The organism is Thermogutta sp., assembly GCF_039793925.1.
Lineage (GTDB): Bacteria > Planctomycetota > Planctomycetia > Pirellulales > Thermoguttaceae > Thermogutta.
Genome location: NZ_JBAMME010000193.1, coordinates 20,502 through 43,049 on the forward strand (window position 1 = coordinate 20,502; position 22,548 = coordinate 43,049).

A 22,548-nucleotide genomic window follows, 5' to 3' on the forward strand; every position below is an offset into this window, starting at 1 on the left:
TTAAGGAGCTGTTTCATGCAAATACTCGGGCGTCAGAGGCAATTACTGTCGGCGCTTGCCATTATCGGGATGCTGGGTTGGCCCGTCGCAGCAACGGCTCAAACCTGGGGGACGCAGGAAACCGTCTTGGAAGGCCTGGCCTATGTCGCGGAAATTGACGCTCAGCGAGCGTGGCAACCCAGCGAACGCACGGCACCGGTGCGGCTTGTCTACGAGAACGGCACACGGGTTCTGGAAGTTGCTCTGCCGTTTGCGTCTCAACCCGACTGGCCGCGAAGCGTGCACGACCGCCAGATGTCGCTGGATCTGTCGCGTCCCGGTGAGTTCCTCCTGGAAGTCTCGGTGGAGCCAGTGGAAGCGGTCGGGTATCTATCGCTCTATTTTCGCAGTGGTAAGGGTTGGTACGCAGCGTCTGGAAGTGTGACGCGACCGGGCCGCCAGGTGCTGCGCTTTCGCAAGTCCGACTTCCGCATTGAGGAGCACCCCAGTGGGTGGGACCGTATTGACGGCATTCGCATCTCTTTCTGGCGGGGGCAGAACGTGGATGGCCGCGCCCGAATCTATCGTCTGGTGGCGGTCCGACACGCCATCGCCATTCTGGCACCTGCCGCAGCGATCTACGGACGCGATCCGGAATACCGTGTAGCGCGGGAAACTTTTCAGCGGTTCGCCAAATTGCTGGATGATCTTGGCCTCGGTTATGACGAATGGGACGATGCGTCTCCCAACCCGCAGGTGTGGGCGCAACAGAAAGTCATCATTGTACCCTACCATCCGCGGCTTTCTCCGGAAGCCACGAAGGCCCTGGGGCTCGCAATCCGCCAGGGCACCCGGGTCTTTCTGAACTACCAGGCCCCGACAGAGTTGCTCGGGCTGCTTGGCATCGGAAAAGCCCGATGGGTGGGACAGCAATTCCCTGGCCAGTTCGCGGAAGTGCGTTTCGACCGTCAAATCCTTCCCGACCTGCCCGAAGTGATGCGCCAAAGTTCGTGGAACATCACAGAAGTGGAACCAGCCACCACCGATGCCCGTGTGATTGCGTGGTGGTACTCGGCTTCTGGTGAAGCGACGGGAAAGCCGGCCATGATTCTTTCCCCCCGGGGTGCGTTTTTCAGCCACATTCTTTTAGAAGGAGACGTCGAGAATCAGCGGTTGATGGTTGCCGCTGTTCTCACGGCGATGGCCCCCGAGCTGAAAACCGAGGTGATTCGGGGACTCCTTTCACGAGCGGTGCAGGTAGGGCATTTAACAACCCTCGATGAGTTGCGCGAGTGGTTGAAAACGTATCTCCCCGACCGTACCCACCCAGCCTGGCAATCGTTCGCGGAAGCCGAGCAGATCCTTCTTGCGGTTCGTGAGGCAGAATCCCAGGGAAAAGCTCCTCCCGTCAATTTGCGAGAGCTTCAGCAGGTCCGCGAAAAACTGGTTGAGGCCTACCTGTCGGCCCAGCCGAGCCCAAACGTTGAAGGCCGAGCCTACTGGAACCATTCCGGCCTGGGCATCTACCCCGGCGACTGGGAACGCACGGCAAAAGAGCTTTCCGAGGCAGGGTTCAACATGGTGGTGCCCAACATGCTGTGGGCAGGTCTGGCCCACTATGCCAGCGACATCCTCCCGCGAAGTGAAGCGTTTCAAAAATACGGAGATCAGATAGAGCAGTGCGTGGCCGCCTGCCATCGACACGGTGTGGAAGTTCACGTTTGGAAGGTCAATTTCAATTTGACTAATGCGCCGCGGTCGTTCGTTGATCAAATGCGGGCGGCAGGACGCACCCAAATAACAGGACGCGGCGAACCCAGCAATTGGCTCTGTCCTTCGCATCCAGAAAATCAACGCCTGGAAGTGGACACCATGCTGGAAGTGGTCCGCAAATACCCAGTGGACGGCATCCATTTTGACTACATCCGTTATCCTGGCCCCGACAATTGTTTCTGCCCGGGGTGTCGGCAGCGATTCGAAGCTGAGATGGGTGTGAAAGTCCCCCAATGGCCGGAGGATTGCGTCTCGGGACCCCTGCGCTCGCGGTATCTCGAGTGGCGACGGAGGAACATCACACGGGTGGTGGAGGCCGTTTCCCGGGAGGCGCGCCAGATCCGGCCAGGGATCAAGATCTCGGCCGCCGTCTTTCCCGAATATCCCGCCTGCCGAGATTCTGTCGGTCAGGATTGGGTGAGCTGGGTTCAGGCGGGCTATCTCGACTTTGTTTGCCCCATGGACTACACGAATAACCCCGAACAGTTCGTACGCTGGGTGAAAAACCAGTGGCAGGCCACGCAAGGAAAAATTCCTATGTATCCCGGAATTGGCGCTTTTCGATTGGATGGTCCCGATCAGGTGGTGGGACAGATCGCGCTTGCCCGCCTTGCCGGCGTTCCCGGCTTCACCATTTTCAACCTCGATGAGCAATCTCCGAAAACGATCTTACCCGCGGTGAAGATGGGAGCCACCCGCAACCCGGCAACTCCGCCCCACCGTACTCAGCCGTAACAGAAACGTGTTGAAGGAACTCGGAGGGACCAGCCTGCCGCGTCCGCACTCGAAGGCGCCCCGTCTGCCCAGTGCGGTGCCTGTTTAAACGTCGAAATTCAAGAATTTTCCCGATCACGTGGAATGTTTGACCTGCCAAAGACCCTTCAGAAAATCGGTGATGGGTCAGCTATGACGGACAATTTCTTTAACGGCCTGTATTGCCGCGTCGATCTCTTCCTGCGTGGTGAAAGGACTAAAACTAAAGCGGACGGCCCCACCTCGTTCCACAGTCCTCAGCGTCCGGTGCATCAAGGGAGCACAGTGAATCCCCGATCGTACTTGGATGCCGTAGTGCAGATCGAGGATCCCAGCCACTTCTTCCGGAGAATAACCCTCAATATTGAGACTGACCACGCCCACCCGTTGCTCTGCAGAGGGAGGACCGTACAGCGTCACCCCCGGCACCTCGCTCAATCCAGCAGTCAGTTGCCTGGTGAGGGCGATTTCATGTTCGCGGATAGCCGTCAACGTACGGTTTTCCAGGTAACGGACGCCTTCCACGAGGCCCGCTAGACCGGGTGCGTTGTGATTGCCCGGTTCGAATTTATCGGGCAGGAAATCCGGCTGGCGGTCCTCGTCGCTGCGAGAGCCGGTTCCGCCCATCCGCAGCGGCACCAATCTCTCTTCCATCTTGGGAGCCAAATAGAGGACCCCGGTTCCCATCGGCCCAAGGAGCCCCTTATGACCAGGGGCCGCCAACAGATCGATTCCCAATTCTTTGGGAAAAAGTGGGAGATGTCCCAGCGATTGGGCCGCATCCACCAGAATGATCGCCTCGCAGTGCCGCCGCACCAATTTGACGATCTCTTCCAGCGGCTGCACCGTCCCCACCACGTTGGATGCGTGATTGACCGCCACGAGACGCGTCTCTGGGCGAAGTGCTTTTTCCAGCTCTTCGAGAACCACAAACCCCTGGGAATCGCAAGGAATGCGATCCACCTGAACGTGATGATACTCTTCAAAAAAACGCAGGGGTCGAAGAACAGAGTTGTGATCGGCTGCCGTGGTGATGACGTGATCGCCCGGCCGAACGACACCCCGAATCGCCATATTCAGTACATCCGTGCCGTTAAATCCAAAGACAATGCGATGGGGATCCGAAAGCCCGAGACATCGAGCCACCGCTCGACGGGCCTCAGCCACCACGCGGTCGGCCTCCATAGCATCCCGATACGTGCTCCGCCCCGGCGAACAGCCCAGATTCCGCTGATAGGCATCGACTGCCTCATAAACGGCTGGTGGTTTCGGCCAGGTTGTGGCTGCATTATCCAGATAAATGCGTTTCGTTGCCATATCATGATCCCCAAAAGGTTTTTCGTTGATCAGTGTTAGCGCCGTATGCTTGTTCCGTCCCCCGATCCTCGTGACCGAGACCAACGGACCGACGACTTAGGCCGGCAGGTGACGTCCGATCAGAAAACCGCGCTGTTCTGGAAATGTTCCAGTAAGATGACGATTCAGGAGGGGAGCGTCACACTTCATTCCGGCGGCTGGAAGAACTCAAGCATTTCATCGATCATGTCTTCGTGGACCAGGACAATCACCGTGTCACGTGGCTTGATGCGATCGTCGGCCCCCGGAAGCATGGCAAAGCCCTCGCGGATAACCGCCGCGATAAGACACTGTCTGGGCAATCCAACCCGGGCAAGCACGTGCTCGGTAACCGGCGCCCCTTCTACGACCTCCAGCTCCATGACGAAGACTTTGGAGCCTGGCACCAGGGGCTTTTTTGAGACCACCACTCCAGTGGTGAGGTGGGCTTCCACCTCCCGGCGCACGACGTCCGGCGGAGTCGTGACATGGTCCACACCGAGTTTTGTCAGAATATAGCGGTAATCTGATCGAGCGACCACCGCCGCAACTTTCTGGGCCCCGAGTTCTTTGGCTTCCACACACGCCAGAAGATTGTTTTCATCGTCGCCCGTGCAGGCCACAAAATAATCGGCGCTACCCACTCGCTCCTCTTCCAGTGCTGTCCGGCTTCGAACATCGCAGCAGACCACCGTCACCTCACGGAGGTGGCTGGCCAGGTACTCACAACGCTCTCGATTGGACTCCATCAGGACTACGTTGTGGCGGGGTCCCTCCAGAAGACGGGCCAATTGGAAGCCGGTTTCACCCCCCCCGGCGATAACCACCCCCAGGCGATGGGGCGTTTCCGTCTCGAAGAGGGTTTTCACGACGTCCAGCTCATCGCGCCTGCCCAACAGCGCGACACGGTCCCCGATTTCAATCGAATCCTCCGGACCGGCGATGAACAGTTTGCCCTGCCGAAGCACCGTCCCTACTCGCACACCGCGCGGCAATCCGAGTTCCCGAAGCGGAACCCCCACCCCAGGGGCCTTGCCACGGATTTCAATTTCCTGCATTTCCAAATCCGCGACGGTGAAAATCTCGATGCTCAGCGTACCGGTCCCGCGGACCACCCTCGCAAGATCCAGCGCGGCCAAACGCTCCAGACTTACCAGCCGGTCGAGACGAAAGTGATCGCGGTAATCAAAGGTGCTGGTGTCCAGCATGTTGGGGGAATACACTCGAGCGATGGCACGCCGTGTCCCCATCGCTTTGGCCACACTGGCCCCGACAAGGTTTACCTCATCTGAATTAGTCACCGCCAGACACAAATCGGCGTCGGTTGCTCCCGCCTGGAAAAGCAGAACCGCATCGGAAGCCGAGCCCACAAGTGCGCGCACATCCATGGTTGCGTTGATCCGATCAACCGTTTCGCGGTCCCGATCGATCAACGTCACCCTGTGGTGTGGGGAAAGGAACTCGGCAATCGAGCTTCCAATGGTACCTGCTCCCAGGATCAAAATTCGCATAGAGTTGGCCATGGCTGCAATCAAAAGGTTGCCCCAGAACTTAAGTAAGCCCGTAGTCTACCGCCGCAACACTTGCTGCCCCCGCAATGTGGCACGAAGGGATGCCCAAACACTACATTATATCTCGTTTATCGGGGCTTAAATTGTGCCCGCCTGTCCTGCGACGATTTTGCCGGTCGAAAATAAACTGTGGAGCCGGCCAACGTCTCTGCCAGCATCCGGGGTAAGGATTACTCCGATTTCCCTTCATCAAATCACCGCAGAGCCAGCAAGTTCGCTTGGCTATTTGCCTCTTTTCCCACAAGTGGGATAATGAAAGGAAACGATGTCAGAGCCCGCCTGTGCATCCGAGTGGGACTTCTCCGGTTAGCGAAAAACCCGCTCAACCAGAGAACTGGACAAGCGTTCCCTCCGGAAGGACGACCTCAATAATATTGGCTATGACCTATCATTGAAAAGGACACAGGGAGGGGCCAGCCGGGACAGTCATCCCAATTTTTTTCAGACAATTGGCTTATTCGTAGGCATGATGAACTGGAAAATCGGCGACAAAGCCTGGTATCTAATACCCAACGACTTGCAGAGAATCCGGAACCTCTTCTCGCGAGACTCCGGCAACCGAAACGATACCAACAGGGGAGAGCCGTCACCACCAGGTGAGAAAAAGGCCAAAGAACGGCGAGGTCCCGGTGGCCCCGCTATCCTGTGGTATCTCCTGGTTGCGCTTGCCGTAAGCCTCCTTCTGGCTGGACTGGTCCGACCAACCATCACGGAAGAAATTCCGTATTTGGAGCTTGTGCGACTGATCCAGCAGGGGAGCCCCGAGCAGAATCCGAAAGCGGCCATCGTCGTCACCAAAAAAGTAGGCAACGAACTGTACCGCATACGCTATTCGGGCCTTCGCGACCTGGTCGTCAGACCCCAGGAAGTGGTTGGCACCGTAACTCGGGAGATCCTGGATCCCCCCAGCAAACGTTCCAAGCCGGAAGAGGTCACGTTTCGCTCGTCCCGGCTGGGATTCGAAAACGATAACAACGCCCTCCTGCAATTGCTTCTGGACAAAGGATTCCGCGATGTTCGGGGTGGGGAACCCCCAACTTTCTGGGAACAATACGGCCCCCACATCATCCTTCTTTTGGTGTTTGTCCTATTGATGCTCTTTCTTCTGCGTCGGATGGGGGGGCCAGGTTCGGCCATTGCATTTGGCCGAAGCCGCAGCCGCCTGTATGCTCCTGAAGATGTTGGCGTTACGTTCAAGGATGTCGCGGGAATTGATGAGGCCGTTGAAGAAGTCAAGGAAGTTGTCGAGTTTCTGAAGAATCCGCAAAAATTTCGGGCACTGGGCGGTCGGATTCCGAAAGGGGTGTTGCTAGTGGGCCCTCCAGGAACGGGAAAAACCTTGCTGGCAAAGGCCATCGCCGGAGAAGCCGGGGTGCCTTTCTTCAGCCTTTCCGGGTCGGATTTTGTGGAAATGTTTGTCGGGGTGGGCGCCGCCCGCGTCAGGGACATGTTCCAGCAGGCCCAAGCCCGCGCTCCGTGCATCGTGTTCATCGACGAACTGGATGCTTTGGGGAAGATGCGCGGGACGAGCATCGTGGGCGGGCACGAGGAACGGGAACAGACCCTCAACGCCCTCCTCGTCGAGATGGATGGGTTCAATTCGAATAGCGGTGTCATTGTCTTGGCGGCGACGAACCGACCGGAGACTCTCGACCCTGCTCTATTGCGGCCGGGAAGATTCGACCGGCATATCCTCGTGGATCGTCCCGACGTCCGCGGACGGGAGGCCATCCTCAAGGTCCATTGCCGAAACGTGAAGCTGGATCCCTCGGTGAACATCAGCGAAATCGCCGCGTTAACCCCCGGTTTCGTGGGGGCGGACCTGGCCAATCTCGTGAACGAGGCCGCCCTGCTCGCTGCCCGCAAGAATAAAGACGCGGTCACCATGGAGGAGTTTACCGAGGCGGTGGAAAGGGTAACCGCCGGGCTAGAAAAACGTCAGCGCGTGATGAGTGAAGAGGAAAAGCTCCGGGTAGCCTATCATGAAAGCGGCCATGCCCTGGTGGCTTACTCCTTACCCAACACGGACCCGGTTCACAAAGTCTCCATCATCCCGCGGGGTATTGCCGGTTTGGGGTATACTCTCCAGCGTCCGGAGGGCGATCGCTACCTCTTGACCCAGAGCGAATTGGAAGCCCGTATTCAGGTTTTACTGGCGGGAAGCGTGGCCGAGGAATTGGTATTCCAGGACGTTTCGACCGGTGCGCAGAACGACCTGCAACGGGCCACCGATATCGCGCGAAGCATGGTCACGGAATTCGGGATGAGCCGACTTGGGAAGTTGGCATTCCGCGATGACGTGCCCTCGCACCTCGGTGTTTACAGTGATTTTGGACGACCTCGCTGGTACAGCGAAGCGACGGCCGAGGAAATCGACCGCGAAATCCGGCGGATCATTGACGAAGCCCTTCAGCGGACGCGGCGGATCCTGGAGTTGCGCCGTCCGGCCTTGGAAGCCTTGGCCCAGCGGCTCATGCAAAAGGAAGTGATTGATCAGGAAGAGCTGCGGGAAATCGTGGAGACTTACTCGCCCGGTCCATTCGTCGTTCCCGGAACCGAAGAAGTGAAACCAAAATGGACGGCACCCAACTCCATCGCAGAGCGCAGGAATAGCGAGGGATCAGAAGCGGAAAGCGGAGCATCTTCCTAGAAAAGGTGTTTACCACTCCAGACGAGGGCGCGTCAACGCACCCGCGAAAATTGTTGGGAGCTTCATTTTGCTGAACTGGCAGCCTGGGCTGTGGCAGGTGGGGCCTCCGACGCGGGGGACGGATTGGCCGGCAGATTGGCTACCGTGCTCCCCGACTCGATGTCGATCAGGCGTACTTCTCCGGAAAGGTCAGCAGCCACCACCCGCTTGTTATCATAAGTGGCGGCCACCCGAAGAATCAGCTCTGGAAACGCGGGCAACGTCTTCAAATTTCGTCCAGAGATATCCCAGATTTTCACGGTCTTGTCGCGTCCCCCTGATACCAGACGCCCATCGTTCATGAAAGCGACGGTGGTCACGCCGCCACTGTGGGCGTTAATGCTGCGGATTTGCTGGCCATTGTTCATATCCCAGAGCTTGATCGTTCCATCTTCGGAAGCAGACGCCAAAACGTTCGAATCTGGCCGCCAGGCGAGTGCCGTCACAGCGGACTTGTGGCCATCCAGACTGGCAAACTCGCGATCCGTACCCGCCTCCCACACCCACAGTCCGCCGGCGCGGTCGGCTGTGGCCATTAGCACCCCGTCGGGGCTGAAGGCGGCTGCGTAAATCCAATCCGTGTGCTTTTTGATTTCGACGAGCTGAGAACCGTCTTCCACGTTGAAGACCCGTACGATTTTCTGCGGACCGCCCAGGAGCACAAGTTTCAGGTCCGGACTGACATCGCAGGCGAGCACAACGTCCAGCTCGTCGCCGATGGTTGTCAATTCTTTGCCGGTTTTTACGTCATACATCACGACATTTCCCACCTTGGCCCCAATCCCGCCGCCGGCCGCAAGCACTGCTCCGGAACGGCTGAACTTCAGATCGTAGGCCACCCCCGAAGGAAAAGGCACAATACCCAGCCGCTGGCCGGTTTCCGTATGGTAGAAGACCAGTTGTTTTTGACCCGCGATGACTGCCAGCGGCGACCAGGGAGCCGTGGCCAGCGCGTAAGCGGGGGAAGGTCGTCGTGTGACGAGGATCGGTTCCTGGGGCAGATTCTCCGGCATGATGGGCGTTCCCTGCTGGGCCGGCGTCACCTGCGCCATGGAAAGATCCACCTTGGGTTTGGCCGCCCCAGCCGAGCTCCCGCTGTCTTTGAGCGCCCCGCCCTGAATCCATTTCTGAATGATCTCGAGCTTCTCTGCGGGGAGCGGGTCCTGGTTCGGGGGCATGTAAGGCTGTTGCTTGTGGGAAACGAGCATCCAGAGATAGGAGTTGTCAGGATCTCCTGGCTCGATGACCGCTCCGCTGGCCCCGCCCTGCATGAGCCGTTCGTAGCTATCCAGGGCCAGATCGTTGGTAGCCTTATTCTGGTTGTGGCAGGCGAAGCAGTGCTCACGAAAGATAGGCCGGACATGATCCGCGTAAGTGATTTTGGCCTCCTCCGCGAGGACTGAACGCAGGCTCAGACATCCAAAGAAGACCAGGGCCACACCACCGAACCAGCCGCTTAAGAGACACTTTCGCATGGAACGCTTACTCCTCGCACACTCAATGCCGCCGCAAGTTTAATGCAACCTGACGACAAGAATAGGTGGCCATTCCTCTTTTCTTGTCCACAGGCGGGGACGGTCAATGATTAAAGGAAAATTCGCGGGAATTCAAAAGGGCCCAGAAGACATCATGCAAAACCGGCTTCGGATCGGCCTGCTCCTTGAGCGCTTCCCGAACCGCCTGCATTTCCTGTTCGGTCGGTTCGCGGGTCAACGTGCGGATGAACAGCCGCTTGACAATATCTTCGGGCGACACCTTTTCATTCAACCACCGGTCAATGAGACCACCTTGCCTGATCTTGTTTTCGATCGTATTGCCCGTGATCAGATGAAGCGCCTGAGAGAGTGTAGGGTCGGTACGCACGTCACACGCGCAGACCGTATCTCGGGGAGACCGACCAAACGTAGTGAGGAAATAATTGGTCGTGCTTCCATCCGCGATCTGAATCGCCCGGGCACCAAGCGGTAAACCGCGGAATTTTTCCGGCGCCTCGGTAACTTGGCAGATACAATCCAGGAGAATTTCGGCCTGCAGGCGGCGGACGTGGGCGTGGGAGAAGTTACGCGTGTCCTCGCGGTTGCTCTCATTCGGAATCGCCGATCGCTGATAAGTCTTGGATAGGCAGATGTCCCGCACCAGGCGTTTGAAGTCGTACTTGTACTCGATGAGCTTTTTCCCCAGCGTTTCATACAGTTGTGGATTGCTGGGGGGATTGCTCATGCGGACATCATCCACCGGATCGACGATACCCATCCCGAAAAAGTGCGCCCAAATCCGGTTGGCAACGTTGCAGGCAAAATCCTGACAATCGGGCGATGTCAGCCACTCGGCGAGAACCTTGCGACGATCCTCGCCGTTTATCTGCGGCTGCGGGCCACCCAAAAACTTCGGGGCCATCACGCGATTGTCCACCGGATGACGGACTTCGCCGCTTCCCCGGTTGAAGACGATCGTTTCTCGTTCGTCTTCTCCTCCCTTACGACCAATCTGGGCAAAAAACGCGGCGAAACTATAGTAATCGTCCATCGTCCAGCGGTCGAACGGATGGTTATGGCATTGCGCGCACTGAATACGACGGCCCATAAACACCTGAGCCACGTTTTCAGCGGTCTTCAAGGTGTCCGTTTCCACCTGGTAAAAATTCGTGGCGGGATTGGTGAACGTGCCACCTTCGGATGCCAGCAGCTCGCGAACGATCTCGTCAAAAGGTTCTCCGGAAGCAATCTTTTCCGTCAGCCACTGGGAATAAAGATACGCCGACTTATAACTGACGTTTACGTCGGAACGGACCATAAGAACTTCTGCCCATTTCATCGCCCAGAGTTCCGCAAATTCCTTGCGCTGGAGAAGTTCGTCCACCAACCTTGCCCGTTTGTCCGGTTGGGTATCGGCCAGGAACCGCGCATAGTCGTCCTCCGTCGGAAGCTGGCCGATGATGTCTAGCGTCACGCGGCGGAGGAATTCGGCATCGCTGCACAAACCGCTCGGCTGGATGCGTAACTTGCGAAGTTTCTCATTGACCAGTTCATCGATATAGTTTGCAGGTTCATCGGTGGCCACCATGGGTGCATCGGCGGGAAGCACGAGGACCTGACTTCCCACAACCTTTGTGTCGAAGCGAGCGAGAATGAACGCCTCGCCACGGTGCGCCGCCTTAACCAACCCGTTTTCGTCAACGGGAGCCGCATAATCGTTATTGCTGAGGAAAACGGCCAGGTGGGTAACATCCCGATCCGTGCCGTCCGAGTAGTGAGCTCGAACCACCAGCCGCTGGGTGACGTTCTCACCCTGCAGGACACTCTGCGGAGGGAATACTTCGACCTTCTCCACGCTGGGCACGCTTCCACTGTCGCGCGGGGCGCCCAGTTCCAGCCAGCGATAGAGAGTACGGTACAATTCGCTATCCTTCTCAAAGCGTTTGCCACCTGTATGCGGAACGGCTCCGATGGCCTTCTGCAAAATGAGACTGTCCTCCGGAACGGCGAGATTGACTCGGCGGAATGGCACCTCGTGGATGAGGCGCTCATAATCCCCCTCGGGATCGAATCCAAAGAGGGAGAGCCGGAAACCATCCTTCCCGCGGGCAGCGCCATGACAGACCCCCGTGTTGCAGCCCGCCCGCATGAATACCGGCATCACGTCTAAGCGAAAACTGAGAGGGCGTTCCTTTTCCACATCTTTGACCACGACGGCCACACCTGCACTCTGCCCCCCGTACTCCGCGATCAAACGAGTTTCGCCGTCGGCCTGGGGATAGAGGGTGGCATTTTCCAACCGGGCGAGAGCGGGGTTTTCCAAACGGAGATTGGCCTGGGCCGTCACATCCTGAGTGACCCCGTCGGCCGCCACAGCCACCACTACGAACGACTGCCGATCGTCCTTCGTTTCGAGGCGCAGGGCGTCAGAAGGGAAGATCTCCAGCCGGACAATTTCCGCCGCATGGCTGGCCGCGATTACGCCCCAAAACGCAATCAAACCAGCAAGTGTGGCCATCCCGGCCGAACGGGTTGCACGCTGAGGAAACCTCGAGAAAGGGAAACGTACTCGATTCATGGCTTGGAAGCCCTCCTGTTAAAGGAAGGTTTACGGCGTCGCGGTTTGATTCTGGCGCTGCCGCCGGAGTTGCTCCAGACGGCTGAGAGGTTTCTCCGTCGGTTGAGGTGGCGGCGGAGGCGGAGCGGCCTTCGCCACCTGGGCCGGAGCCGGTTTCTGGATGCGCAGTTCCCCTGCCGGCAATAGGTGAACGACGGGCTCGCCGTCCTGGATGACCGTTACCTTCACAATGACCGATTTGTGAAGTCCCACCGGCGCAGTAGGTTCTGTTCGCAGGGGGAACGTGCACTGCTGGATGTCGGCTGTGATCGATTGTGGATCTGACGCTATTCCCGAAGGAAGTCCGAGAAGCTCCGCCTGAGCGTTCCCGTCAAACTTGGTGCGAACTTCGACCTGAGCCAGCCAGTTTCCTGACTGTCCTTGATCCAGCGAAATCTGAGGGAATGTCATCACCAAAAAAGGTGTGGCAATCGTCAGATCCGCGGGAGGCGTGGCCACTTCAACGGTCCCTCCGATATTGGCAGACGCCAGGGCTACGATTTTCCAGGTTCCTACAGCGGCCTCCCTGTTGGCGGTAAGCGGCATCCGCACCTCCTGAGCACCCTGAGCGATCGTGACCGACGTAGGGGCCGACACGCCTGGCGGTAAGTTCAACATCGCCACCGTGATCGGCCCGTCAAATCCAGCAACTCGCTCCGCCTTGATAGTCAGTTCCATTGTGCCACCCTGAACGAGCGGAACCTTGGGCTGTTGAATTGTCACCTGGAACGGCACAGGTTCGGTGACCGCTGTCGCCAGGCGATGGGAGTAAAAATTCCAGTACTCGCGATTATTCTGGCCGCGAACAAGTGAAGTCCGCTGGAGCAGTTCTCCCATAATCTCCTGCTCGCCGACCTTCGAAACGCCTTTGATGCTGACCCATCGCCCTTCCAGCGGAGCATCAGCGGCGGCAGTGAGGATGACGGGTACGACCGTCTGGCCCGGCGGAACGGGAAAGGTCTCCACGCTGATACCTGGCGGCAGATCTTCAAAGCGCAGGTCCACGGGGCCGTCAAAATCCTCACGCGTCACCGAAACCAAGAAGGCGAATCGATTACCGCGTGGCACGGCTGCCACAATGTCGCGAAATTGTTGCCGCTCCGGCAAGCTCAGTCGCAGCTTTGGTTGGACGGGTGTGATTTCGATGCGATAAACGTAATCTGGGCCGCCCGCCCCCAGATGATCGCGAATCCCAATGAGATACTCGCCATCGTCGGGGGCCGTCCAGCGAATGAGGCTGTCCGGACTGCCCGCGTCATCGTTGGCGGCCAGTTGCCGGCCGTCCGCCGCGTGCACGGTGAGCACGCTGTCTACAGGTGTGCGCAACTGGCGGGCAACGACGCGGATGTCAAAGGCCTGACCTTTTTTGGCTGAGAAGCGGAAGAAATCGCGATCATCTGGTCGATCCAGCACGCCATTGCACGCCCCCGGGGCGGACGCCGGAGTGGCCTGGTTCGGGGCGTCGTTGGGCTCAACCTCTCCGGCTTCAGAACCGTCCGGACTCACTCTCATCCAGTTGGGCGTGGGGGCCGCCTGACCATCCCGATGTGCCAGAACAGGCCATCGGTCCATAGGTTGGGAGGGAAGCGTCATTTCCTCTTCCCAGGGGCCGAGCGGGTCACCGACCCAGCGCACCTTCACAGATTGACCAGCCATACCGCCGAGGGGAAATGCCGCCACTGGTCGCGGGAACGTGCCCACGTGCAACCGATAATAGGAATCTCCAGATCCTCCGAAGGCGCTTTCCCGCACCTGCACAATGTACCGCCCGTCCGCCGGCGCTATCGCCGAACAAACCGCGTCTTGACCTCCGAATGCCGTGTCGTCCGCAGCAGCCAGCGCAAAACGTTTGGAATCCAGGATGGCTACAGCAGGATCAAAGAAGGCTTTCCCCAGTCGCATTCCCTCCACCTCCACCGATAATCGCTGCCCAGCTTTGAGATCCACGGCGAAGTAATCCACATCCTCGTTCTCAACGACTCCGCGGACTGTTGTATTGAGCGGGATCACCTGGGGATTTTGGAAGTCGTTGTTAGGCTCTTTCTCTTCAATCTCCGGAAGGAGCCCCACGTGGAATGTGATCAGATTCGAGATCCCGGTCGCCGTGCGCACCCGGAGGCCGTGCTCTCCAACCGGGCAGTCGGGAGCCACGGCCACCTTCGCCACCAAGCTGGTGCCTGATTTGGTCGTGATCTCCCGTACCGAAAAACCGGCACTAGTGAAAAGCAACTCCGCCGCGTCATCCAAACGGGAACCAGCGATAGTCAATTCAATTTCCGTGCCCTGCTGAGCGCTGATCGGCGTCACACGTGTGATCTCCGGATCGACGGCCCACAAACAACTGGAAAAGATCAAACTGAGGACGAGTCCCGCGCAGGCAATCACGGCTCGATGGACGACCGCACATGAAGTGTTTCTGCCGCCGAGGAACGGGTTGGAGTGCTCCCATCGCGCGGGGTCCAGAATCGACCAAGGCATCCCGAACCCTTTCATCCAGAGGACTGAGCGATTGTTCCGCATCATGGCGAGGTATTCCCAACTGGCAGGCAACGAGCGGGAGGACTGCATGGCAGGTTCATTACGCGATCAGGCCTCGTCGCACCCGGCCGTCACGCACGATGTTGAGCGGCCGATTCCCGGGACCGATCAGGCGCTTCTCGTAATCCACCCCCAGCAGATGGTAAATCGTGGCAAAGAGGTCCTCGGGACCAATGGGCTCGCTGGCCGGCTCGGACGCCGTGGCATCCGAACTACCGAAAATCTGGCCGCGCGCGATGCCACCTCCAGCCAGGAGAATGCTAAAGACCTTGGGCCAGTGATCGCGACCCGCTGTCCCGTTGACTTTGGGAGTTCGGCCGAATTCCGTGGAAACCATCACGATGATTTCATCCAATAGCCCTGAGGCATCGAGATCCGAGAACAAAGCCGCCAGCGCCTGATCGAGCGCGGGAGCCAGCCGCTTCGTCCCCGGCACGATCTGCTGATGAAAGTCCCATCCGCCATACGTGACCGTGACAACGCGGACACCCGCCGCAATCAACCGCCGCGCCAGCAGGAATCGTTGGCCGGCCTCAGTGTAACCGTACCGTTCACGGATTTGAGGTGGCTCGGCTTCTAGGTTGAATGCTTCTCGGGCCTTGGCCGAACTGAGCATTTCGTACGCCCGGTAATAGAAGGAGTCCATCGCCTGAACGGCGTCAGCCTTTTCGAGAGCGGCAAAGTGAGCATTGACGGCTTCCAAAAGAGTGCGACGTCGTGCAAACCGGTGCTCATCCACCCCCTGGGGCAGGCTCAAGTCGCGGACTCGAAAACCGCGTCCTGCCGGATCAGCCCCCAGCGAAAACGGTCCGTACGCTGAACTAAGATAACCCGGCCCAGCGTACGGGTTCGGTTGATTGGGAATGCACACGTAAGGAGGGAGCGATTCTCGGGGGCCCAGCTCGTGACTCACGATGCTTCCCAAACTGGGATACGTCACAGCAGGACTCGGCCGATAACCCGTAAACATGTTGTGTGTGCCCCGCTCGTGCGCCGCTTCGCCGTGGCTCATGGAGCGAATGACTGTGAATTTATCCGCTACCTGGGCAAGCTTAGGAAAGTTTTCGGAGAACAGCTCGCCGGTATTGGTTTTCACAGTTCCAAAAGAGCCACGGTATTCCAGAGGGGCATAGGGCTTAGGGTCAAATGACTCCTGCTGAGCCATTCCACCGGGGAGAAAGATGTGGATCAATCCCTTGGCTTTCCCGAAGGTGGGATCCGCCGAAGCACTCCCCTCCTGTGCTTGAGCAGCCTCCAGACGCAAGAGGTCACCGAGCGTCAGGCCGAGAAAGCCGAGAGCCCCCACAGTGAGGAATTCCCGGCGACTACCCTGAAAGAACGTATTACCACGGCAATTGGTGTGAGCCATCGTTTTACTCCCCCGAACAAATCTGTGAACACCTGTTATTAAGCCCCTCGCCTATCGTTGAATGCTAAAAAACAGGCTTTGGGCACTATTCTCGCAACACAACACCGCAATACCGCATTTTTCCGACACCTCCACCGCCTCACCTGACTGAGCTTGCCGACTGGACACTTGGGCTAGAGGAAGCGCTCCCAAAAGGGCAGCAAGTAATCCGCTGCCGCTTTGCCAGCTTCTTCGCAAACCTGCTATCTGCCGCGAAGCAACCATCGTAGGAACGCAGCGGTGGGAATTTTACGGCCGGTCAGAAACCGGAATTTGTCTGCTTCGTTGGGGGAGTATTTCGTTGGCGGAAACTTAAGCGCGGCTTGTTGCTGGAGGCGCCCAGAAACTCCAAGGGAAGATTCCAAAACTGGCAAAATTATCTGTTATATTTGCCGCCTCATTGTACTCGCCTTCGACCGACAAGCAAGTGTGGGGATCAAAAATTTTTCAGCGTTGATGAGGCGGAGAATTTAGTAAATTAGTACCTAAATGCTGCTCTTGGGCAGCAAACTCCGTCAGTCCTAGGAGCCTCCCTTTCATTGACTGAGCCAGCGAGTCAGAGCGGGCACGACCAGCCTACCCAGCCGTCTCGATGGGACATGCTCGTCACGTCCGTTTTATTAGTTGTCCTTTTGATTTCGCCAGGCGCGACGAACGAGTTTCTCGGGAGAAGAGTGCCTTTTTCCCTTCCTCTGTGCTGTAGAAAAACCTTTCGCAGACTCTTAGCAAATGCAATGACCTGTGGAATCGAACAACATAGTTCCAGAGGAACACCGCAAAAGGTGTCCTGGCAGCGAAAAGGCTTTATGGTGGCTTCCGTTTCGGCTAGAATCGACGGAGGAACGTATTCGTCCCGGTAGGCGCTAGCCGAGGGCAGACGCCCAGCGAAGCCGGCGAGTCACGGGAAAGAGCACCTTCTGGATAAGGGATGTTTCGTCGGCAGCGTCCTCTGGGCCTGTGACCCATCCTTCTATATGGCTATAGGATTGCGCATTCGGTAACAGAGAGGGCACCAGCATGGTTCTCACTTTTTTGCGCCTCACCTTCCTCGTCGTTCTAGCGGGTGTGGCGGTCATCGTTGTTAAGGCCGGCCTGTATCCCCAGGACCTTCAGTGGACAGCCTGGTTGATTGTGCTGGGAATCATGGCCATCGGCGGGGCAGTCATTCTGCTGGATATCCTGATCCCGCGCAAGCCGCTGGAGATTATCAGCTCCGTCTATTTCGGTTTGATCGTGGGACTCTTTCTCAGTTATGTGGCGGGACTAGCGCTCACGCCCGTTTTCGAAAGTCTGCAAACCGAAGAGCGGGTACGCAACGTGGTGCAGCTCATCCTTGCGGCAGTCCTCTGTTACGTTTGTATCAGTTTCCTGTTTCAGACCAAAGACGATTTCCGATTCATTATCCCCTACGTCGAGTTTACCAAGGAGGTTAAGGGACGCCGACCGTACATCTTGGACACCAGCGTGATCATTGACGGGCGCATCGCCGATCTCGTGGAAACGAATCTCTTCGACAGTCGACTTGTCATACCCCGATTCGTCATCAACGAACTCCAGGCGATCGCCGATAGTGCCGATCGTTCCAAGCGGGCCAGGGGGCGACGCGGACTCGATATTCTCCACCGCCTCCGCAATAATCCCGATGTTGAGCTTAATATCTGGGACCGAGACCTTCCTGAGTTCGCCGGGCAGTCCGTGGATGTCAAGCTCGTCACCCTCGCCAAACACCTGGAAGGGCGACTCGTAACCAACGACTACAACCTCAACAAGGTGGCACGAGTCCACGGTGTTCGGGTGATTAATATCAATGACCTTGCCAACGCCCTCAAGCCGCGCTTCCTCCCCGGCGAGCAGATCCAGGTCCGCTTGGTCAAGCCGGGTGAAGAGGAACGCCAGGGCGTCGGCTATCTCGACGATGGGACGATGGTCGTGGTGGAAGACGGCCGGGAATATGTCGGGAAAACCGTGGTCCTCAATGTGACCAGCGTCCTTCAAACGAGCGCCGGCCGCATGATTTTCGGTCGCTTCGAGCGAGTCGTGGAACACAACGCCCACGCCAGGGACGCCAGCGTGGCGTGAGCCTTCGGTCACACGACCGTCGGAAAACAATACCGAAACTTCAAACCTTCCACGGCACGGGCTTATCTGGGTCTAGCCCCAGTTCTCTGATGGCCGACGAGAGGCGGTCTTTCGGATAAAGCCCCCGTTCCGCCAGAGAGCTGAGTGCGGCCAGCGTGATATTCTCGGCATCGACTTCGAAGAAACGGCGGAGTTCGCGGCGGGCTTCGCTCCGACCGAAGCCATCCGTTCCCAGCACCACATAATCGCCGGGAATCCACCGGGCAAGGGTGAGCGGCACAGCAGACACGTAGTCCGACGCCGCGACTACCGTTCCCTTCGATCCCTCCAGCACCTGCTGGACATACGGTACGCGGGACGGTGAGTCTGGATGGAGCCGATTGTAGCGATCGACCTCCCGGGCATCTTCCAGAAGACATTTCCAGCTTGTGACGCTAAAGACCCGGCTGGAGACGGCAAACTTCTGGTCGAGAATCTCCTGTGCCCGCAGCGCCTCTCGCAAAATCGCGCCGCTGGCCATAAGGTCCACGCAGGGACGGTCCGGCCCCAGATCACGCACCGAGAGTCGATACATGCCCTTGCAAATGCCTTCTGTCGAGCCCATCGGCAGGATCGGCATCTCGTAGTTTTCATTCATCAGCGTGATGTAGTAGAAAATGTCTTCTTCCTCGTAGTACATCCGCCGGATGCCATCCAGCACGATGACCGCCATTTCGTAGGCGTAGCAGGGGTCATAAGCCTGGCAGGTCGGGTAGGCCAGAGCAAACAGGTGGCTGTTGCCATCCTGGTGCTGGAGACCCTCTCCAGCCAGCGTCGTGCGGCCCGAAGTTCCTCCCATCAGGAAGCCCCGGCACCGCATATCACCGGCGGCCCAGATGAGATCTCCAATTCGCTGGAAACCAAACATGGAATAAAAGATGAAAAACGGAATCATATTGATTCCGTGTGTCGAATGTGCCGTACCGGCCGCGATGAAAGACGCCATCGACCCAGCTTCTGTGATGCCTTCTTCCAGGATTTGACCATCCACCGCCTCGCGGTAGTACAGGACCGTGTCAGAGTCCACCGGCTCATAGAGCTGACCCACGTGGGAGTAAATTCCGAACTGTCGGAACAGCGCCTCCATGCCAAAGGTGCGGCTTTCGTCGGGAACAATGGGGACAATATACCGCCCGATGTTCTTGTCCCGCATCAAACGCGCCAGCAACCGCACAAACGCCATGGTGGTGGAGACTTCGCGTCCCTCGCTTCCGGCAAAGAACTCGGCAAAGTCTTCCCATTTGGGTGGCTCTAACTTCACTTTTGGCTGCCGACGACTTGGCACCGGCCCGCCGAGCGCCTTGCGCCGGGCTTTGAGGTACTGAATTTCGGGGCTGTCCTCGGGCGGACGATAGAACGGCGCCTCGGCCACTTTGTCCTCGGGAATGGGAATGTCGAAGCGATCCCGAAATCGCCGCAGCTCCTCCTCATTCAATTTTTTCTGCTGATGGGTGATATTGCGCCCTTCTCCAGCCTCTCCCAACCCATAACCTTTGATCGTCTTGGCCAGGATGACCGTGGGGGAACCTTTATGCTCAACCGCGGCTTTATACGCCGCATAGACTTTGATCGGGTCGTGTCCGCCGCGTTTGAGGCGGCGAATTTGCTCGTCAGTCAAATCGGCGACCAAAGCTTCCAACCGGGGATCCACACCGAAAAAGTGCTTGCGGATGTAACTTCCCGGCATGACGGTGTACTTCTGGTACTGGCCGTCCACCACTTCATTCATTCGGCGGACCAGGAGGCCGTCCTTATCTTTGGCCAAAAGCGGATCCCAATCGGATCCCCAAATCACCTTGATCACGTTCCATCCAGCACCTCGGAAGGCCCCCTCCAGTTCCTGGATGATTTTGCCGTTCCCACGAACAGGTCCGTCGAGCCGTTGCAGGTTGCAGTTTACCACGAAAATGAGGTTGTCGAGGCGTTCCCGACCTGCGAGGGTAATCGCTCCCAACGTCTCGGGCTCGTCGCATTCCCCGTCACCCAAAAAGCACCAGACTTTGGATTCGCGGGCTTCCGGAAGAATTCCCCGATCGGCGAGATACTGATTGAACCGGGCTTGATAAATCGCCATGATCGGCCCCAGTCCCATAGACACCGTGGGAAATTCCCAGAAATTGGGCATCAACCAGGGATGGGGATAAGAGCTCAGTCCCCCACCTTCCGCCAACTCGCGACGGAAGTTTTCTAGCTGTTTTTCGGTGATTCGCCCTTCCAAAAACGCCCGCGCGTAAATTCCCGGGCTGGCATGCCCCTGGAAGTAAACAAAATCGGGCGGATGATTCCCCTGTTTTCCGCGGAAAAAGTGGTTAAACCCCACTTCATACAGAGTAGCCGCTGAGGCAAATGTGGAGATATGTCCTCCGATTCCTGAGCTGACCCGGTTGGCCCGCACAACCATCGCCATGGCATTCCACCGGATGATGCTCTTGATGCGCCGCTCGAGAGCGCGGTCGCCCGGATATTCGGGCTCATTTTCCGGGGGAATTGTGTTGATGTAGGGAGTCGTGGCAGCGGAAACCCATGGCACGCCGCTTCGGAATGCCTTTTCTTTCAAGCGTTCTAAGAGATAAACCGCTCGCTCGCCTCCATGCTTTCGAATAACGTACTCCAGCGCATCCAGCCATTCCTGGGTTTCTTCGGGATCGATATCTTTGGCCAATTGCGGAATGGCACCATCCGGCAGTTGTCCGTTCCGTAGCTTGCGCTCCTGCGCTTCGTGTTCCCGAACGTCTAGGGCACACATCAGGTGTAACTCCTTGCTTACCCCTCTTGTTAACGGCTTAATCCCAGACTTCTGATCGCCAGCAAAGCCCACGACCTTTCGGCGAGATCCTGTGCGGGCCGGTATGTCTTTCTCAAATTTTGTTAATTATATCTTGCACACCGACCCCGCGGGCAGTTTTCCGATTCATCGGTCTGAATTGCCACTATTCTCAATGGGAAAATGCTCAACTCGCTTCGCCCCCGTTGTAGCGCGTATCCCATGCCGGAGCGATTCAGAACATCAGCATTTTCCGGTAGGCGTCGAGCCGGGCGTCGATGTCCTGGCGTCTGATCTTGAGAAGCCGATCCACGCTGAAATCTTCCACAGTAAAACTGGCCACTACGATTCCGTAGGCCATGGCAGTCTTGAGATCCTCTGGTGAGAATTCAGTTTGCTCCGCAAGATAACCCATCATACCGCCGGCGAAACTGTCTCCGGCTCCAGTGGGATCGACCACATCGGCCGTTGGGTAGGCGGGAAGAACATACATTTCGTGGCGGCTGAAGAACATGGCCCCGTGTTCACCCTTCTTGATGACCACGAAGGTGGGTCCCATATCAAGGATTTTTCGGCCAGCACGGATGAGATTCTGGTCTTCTGCCAGTAGCTTGGCCTCGAAGTCGTTGAGCACCAATCCGTCGATTCGTTGGAGTAACGTCCGTAATTCCTCAGGCTCCGTGCGGATCCAGTGGTCCATCGTATCAGCGACAGTCAGGTTGGGTCCCACGCATTGTTCCAGCACGCGAAGCTGCATGCGGGTCGACCCATTGGCCAGGAAAAGGAATCGACACCGGCGATGTTCCTCGGGAAGCACAGGGTCGAACTGTTCCATCACATTGAGCTGCACTTCCAGTGTCTCACGATCGTTCATGTTGGGGAAATACCGCCCACGCCAGCGGAACGTCTTCGCTCCCGCGACCACACTGAGACCGGTGACGTCCACCCCGCAATCCTCGAGGAGCCTGGTATGCTCGGGAGGCCAGTCTTCCCCCACCACCCCAACCAGACGCACACGGGTGAAAAAGCGCGCCGCCAGCGAGAAGTAAACCGCCGATCCTCCGAGGAGGTTTTCTCGTTTGGCTTCGGGCGTTTCGACACTGTCCAAAGCGACGGAACCCACAACAACAAGCGGCATGGACCCTGCTCTCCGTTACCAAGTACCTTTTCGGCCTACCTCGATCTGCGATACGAACTGCCTCCAACAAGCATCTGACGTCTTTCTAAGGATACCGACTTTTGCTGACTCTGCCCAGCAGAACAAAACTCAGCGGGAACCACCGAGCCGGTGCTTGTGGCATGCTTGCCAATCGAACAGGAGCTCTCTTTGGTATACCAGGACTCCAATCGCGAGGTGAGATTTATCCGGGGCCCGCTCGGGGCGCCTCTTTGGAGCAAGCGATTCAATCTCCATGCTTTCCTTGACACTTTTGCGCAGGTAAACTAACGCGACAGTACCAGGAATTCAGGAGAGGGGTAAGGGTGCTGTGGGTGAGCGAGCCCCAACGGACGTCGACGGAGACTCGCA

General features: G+C 57.8%; 11 protein-coding genes. 3 read left to right on the plus strand and 8 right to left on the minus strand.

Features of this window, described 5'->3' with window-relative positions; genetic code table 11:
- Positions 1-15: 15 nt before the first annotated feature.
- Positions 16-2,487, plus strand: coding sequence for a family 10 glycosylhydrolase (locus tag ABJK56_RS07095; protein ID WP_347243968.1), 2,472 nt, complete (start codon positions 16-18; stop codon positions 2,485-2,487).
- Positions 2,488-2,652: 165 nt separating this feature from the next.
- Here the strand turns inward: ABJK56_RS07095 and ABJK56_RS07100 are convergent, their stop codons facing one another.
- Both ABJK56_RS07100 and trkA read right to left on the minus strand, forming a co-directional pair.
- The gene (locus ABJK56_RS07100; RefSeq protein WP_347243969.1) at positions 2,653-3,822 is read right to left on the minus strand and encodes an aminotransferase class V-fold PLP-dependent enzyme; all 1,170 of its coding nucleotides are present in this window, start codon (positions 3,820-3,822) and stop codon (positions 2,653-2,655) included.
- A 185-nt stretch (positions 3,823-4,007) separates the two neighbouring features.
- On the minus strand, positions 4,008-5,363 hold the full coding sequence (gene trkA / locus ABJK56_RS07105; RefSeq protein WP_347243970.1) for a Trk system potassium transporter TrkA: 1,356 nt from the start codon (positions 5,361-5,363) through the stop codon (positions 4,008-4,010).
- A gap of 514 nt (positions 5,364-5,877) precedes the next feature.
- On the opposite strand from trkA, the gene ftsH reads away from it, so the two are divergent.
- Positions 5,878-8,061, plus strand: a complete 2,184-nt coding sequence (ftsH, locus tag ABJK56_RS07110) for an ATP-dependent zinc metalloprotease FtsH (RefSeq protein ID WP_347243971.1) — start codon at positions 5,878-5,880, stop codon at positions 8,059-8,061.
- Between the two features lie 62 nt (positions 8,062-8,123).
- Here ftsH and ABJK56_RS07115 read toward each other — a convergent pair whose 3' ends face one another.
- The 4 genes from ABJK56_RS07115 to ABJK56_RS07130 form a co-directional block, all read right to left on the minus strand.
- Positions 8,124-9,575 carry a c-type cytochrome domain-containing protein gene (locus ABJK56_RS07115; protein WP_347243972.1) on the minus strand — a complete coding sequence of 484 codons (1,452 nt, stop codon included), beginning with the start codon at positions 9,573-9,575 and terminating at the stop codon, positions 8,124-8,126.
- A 103-nt stretch (positions 9,576-9,678) separates the two neighbouring features.
- Positions 9,679-12,153, minus strand: coding sequence for a DUF1549 and DUF1553 domain-containing protein (locus ABJK56_RS07120; protein WP_347243973.1), 2,475 nt, complete (start codon positions 12,151-12,153; stop codon positions 9,679-9,681).
- Positions 12,154-12,183: 30 nt separating this feature from the next.
- The gene (locus ABJK56_RS07125; RefSeq protein WP_347243974.1) at positions 12,184-14,715 is read right to left on the minus strand and encodes a pre-peptidase C-terminal domain-containing protein; all 2,532 of its coding nucleotides are present in this window, start codon (positions 14,713-14,715) and stop codon (positions 12,184-12,186) included.
- 55 nt (positions 14,716-14,770) lie between these two features.
- The gene (locus ABJK56_RS07130) at positions 14,771-16,099 is read right to left on the minus strand and encodes a DUF1501 domain-containing protein (protein ID WP_347243975.1); all 1,329 of its coding nucleotides are present in this window, start codon (positions 16,097-16,099) and stop codon (positions 14,771-14,773) included.
- 1,056 nt (positions 16,100-17,155) lie between these two features.
- Between ABJK56_RS07130 and ABJK56_RS07135 the strand changes: the two genes are divergently transcribed.
- A complete protein-coding gene (locus ABJK56_RS07135; RefSeq protein WP_347243976.1) occupies positions 17,156-18,217 on the plus strand; it encodes a PIN domain-containing protein in 1,062 nt (353 codons plus the stop codon).
- 40 nt (positions 18,218-18,257) lie between these two features.
- Here ABJK56_RS07135 and aceE read toward each other — a convergent pair whose 3' ends face one another.
- Together aceE and ABJK56_RS07145 are read right to left on the minus strand one after the other, a co-directional pair.
- A complete protein-coding gene (aceE, locus tag ABJK56_RS07140; RefSeq protein ID WP_347243977.1) occupies positions 18,258-21,002 on the minus strand; it encodes a pyruvate dehydrogenase (acetyl-transferring), homodimeric type in 2,745 nt (914 codons plus the stop codon).
- Between the two features lie 253 nt (positions 21,003-21,255).
- Entirely contained in the window at positions 21,256-22,158 is a 903-nt protein-coding gene (locus ABJK56_RS07145) for a PfkB family carbohydrate kinase (protein ID WP_347243978.1), read from the minus strand.
- Between the last annotated feature and the right edge of the window lie 390 nt (positions 22,159-22,548).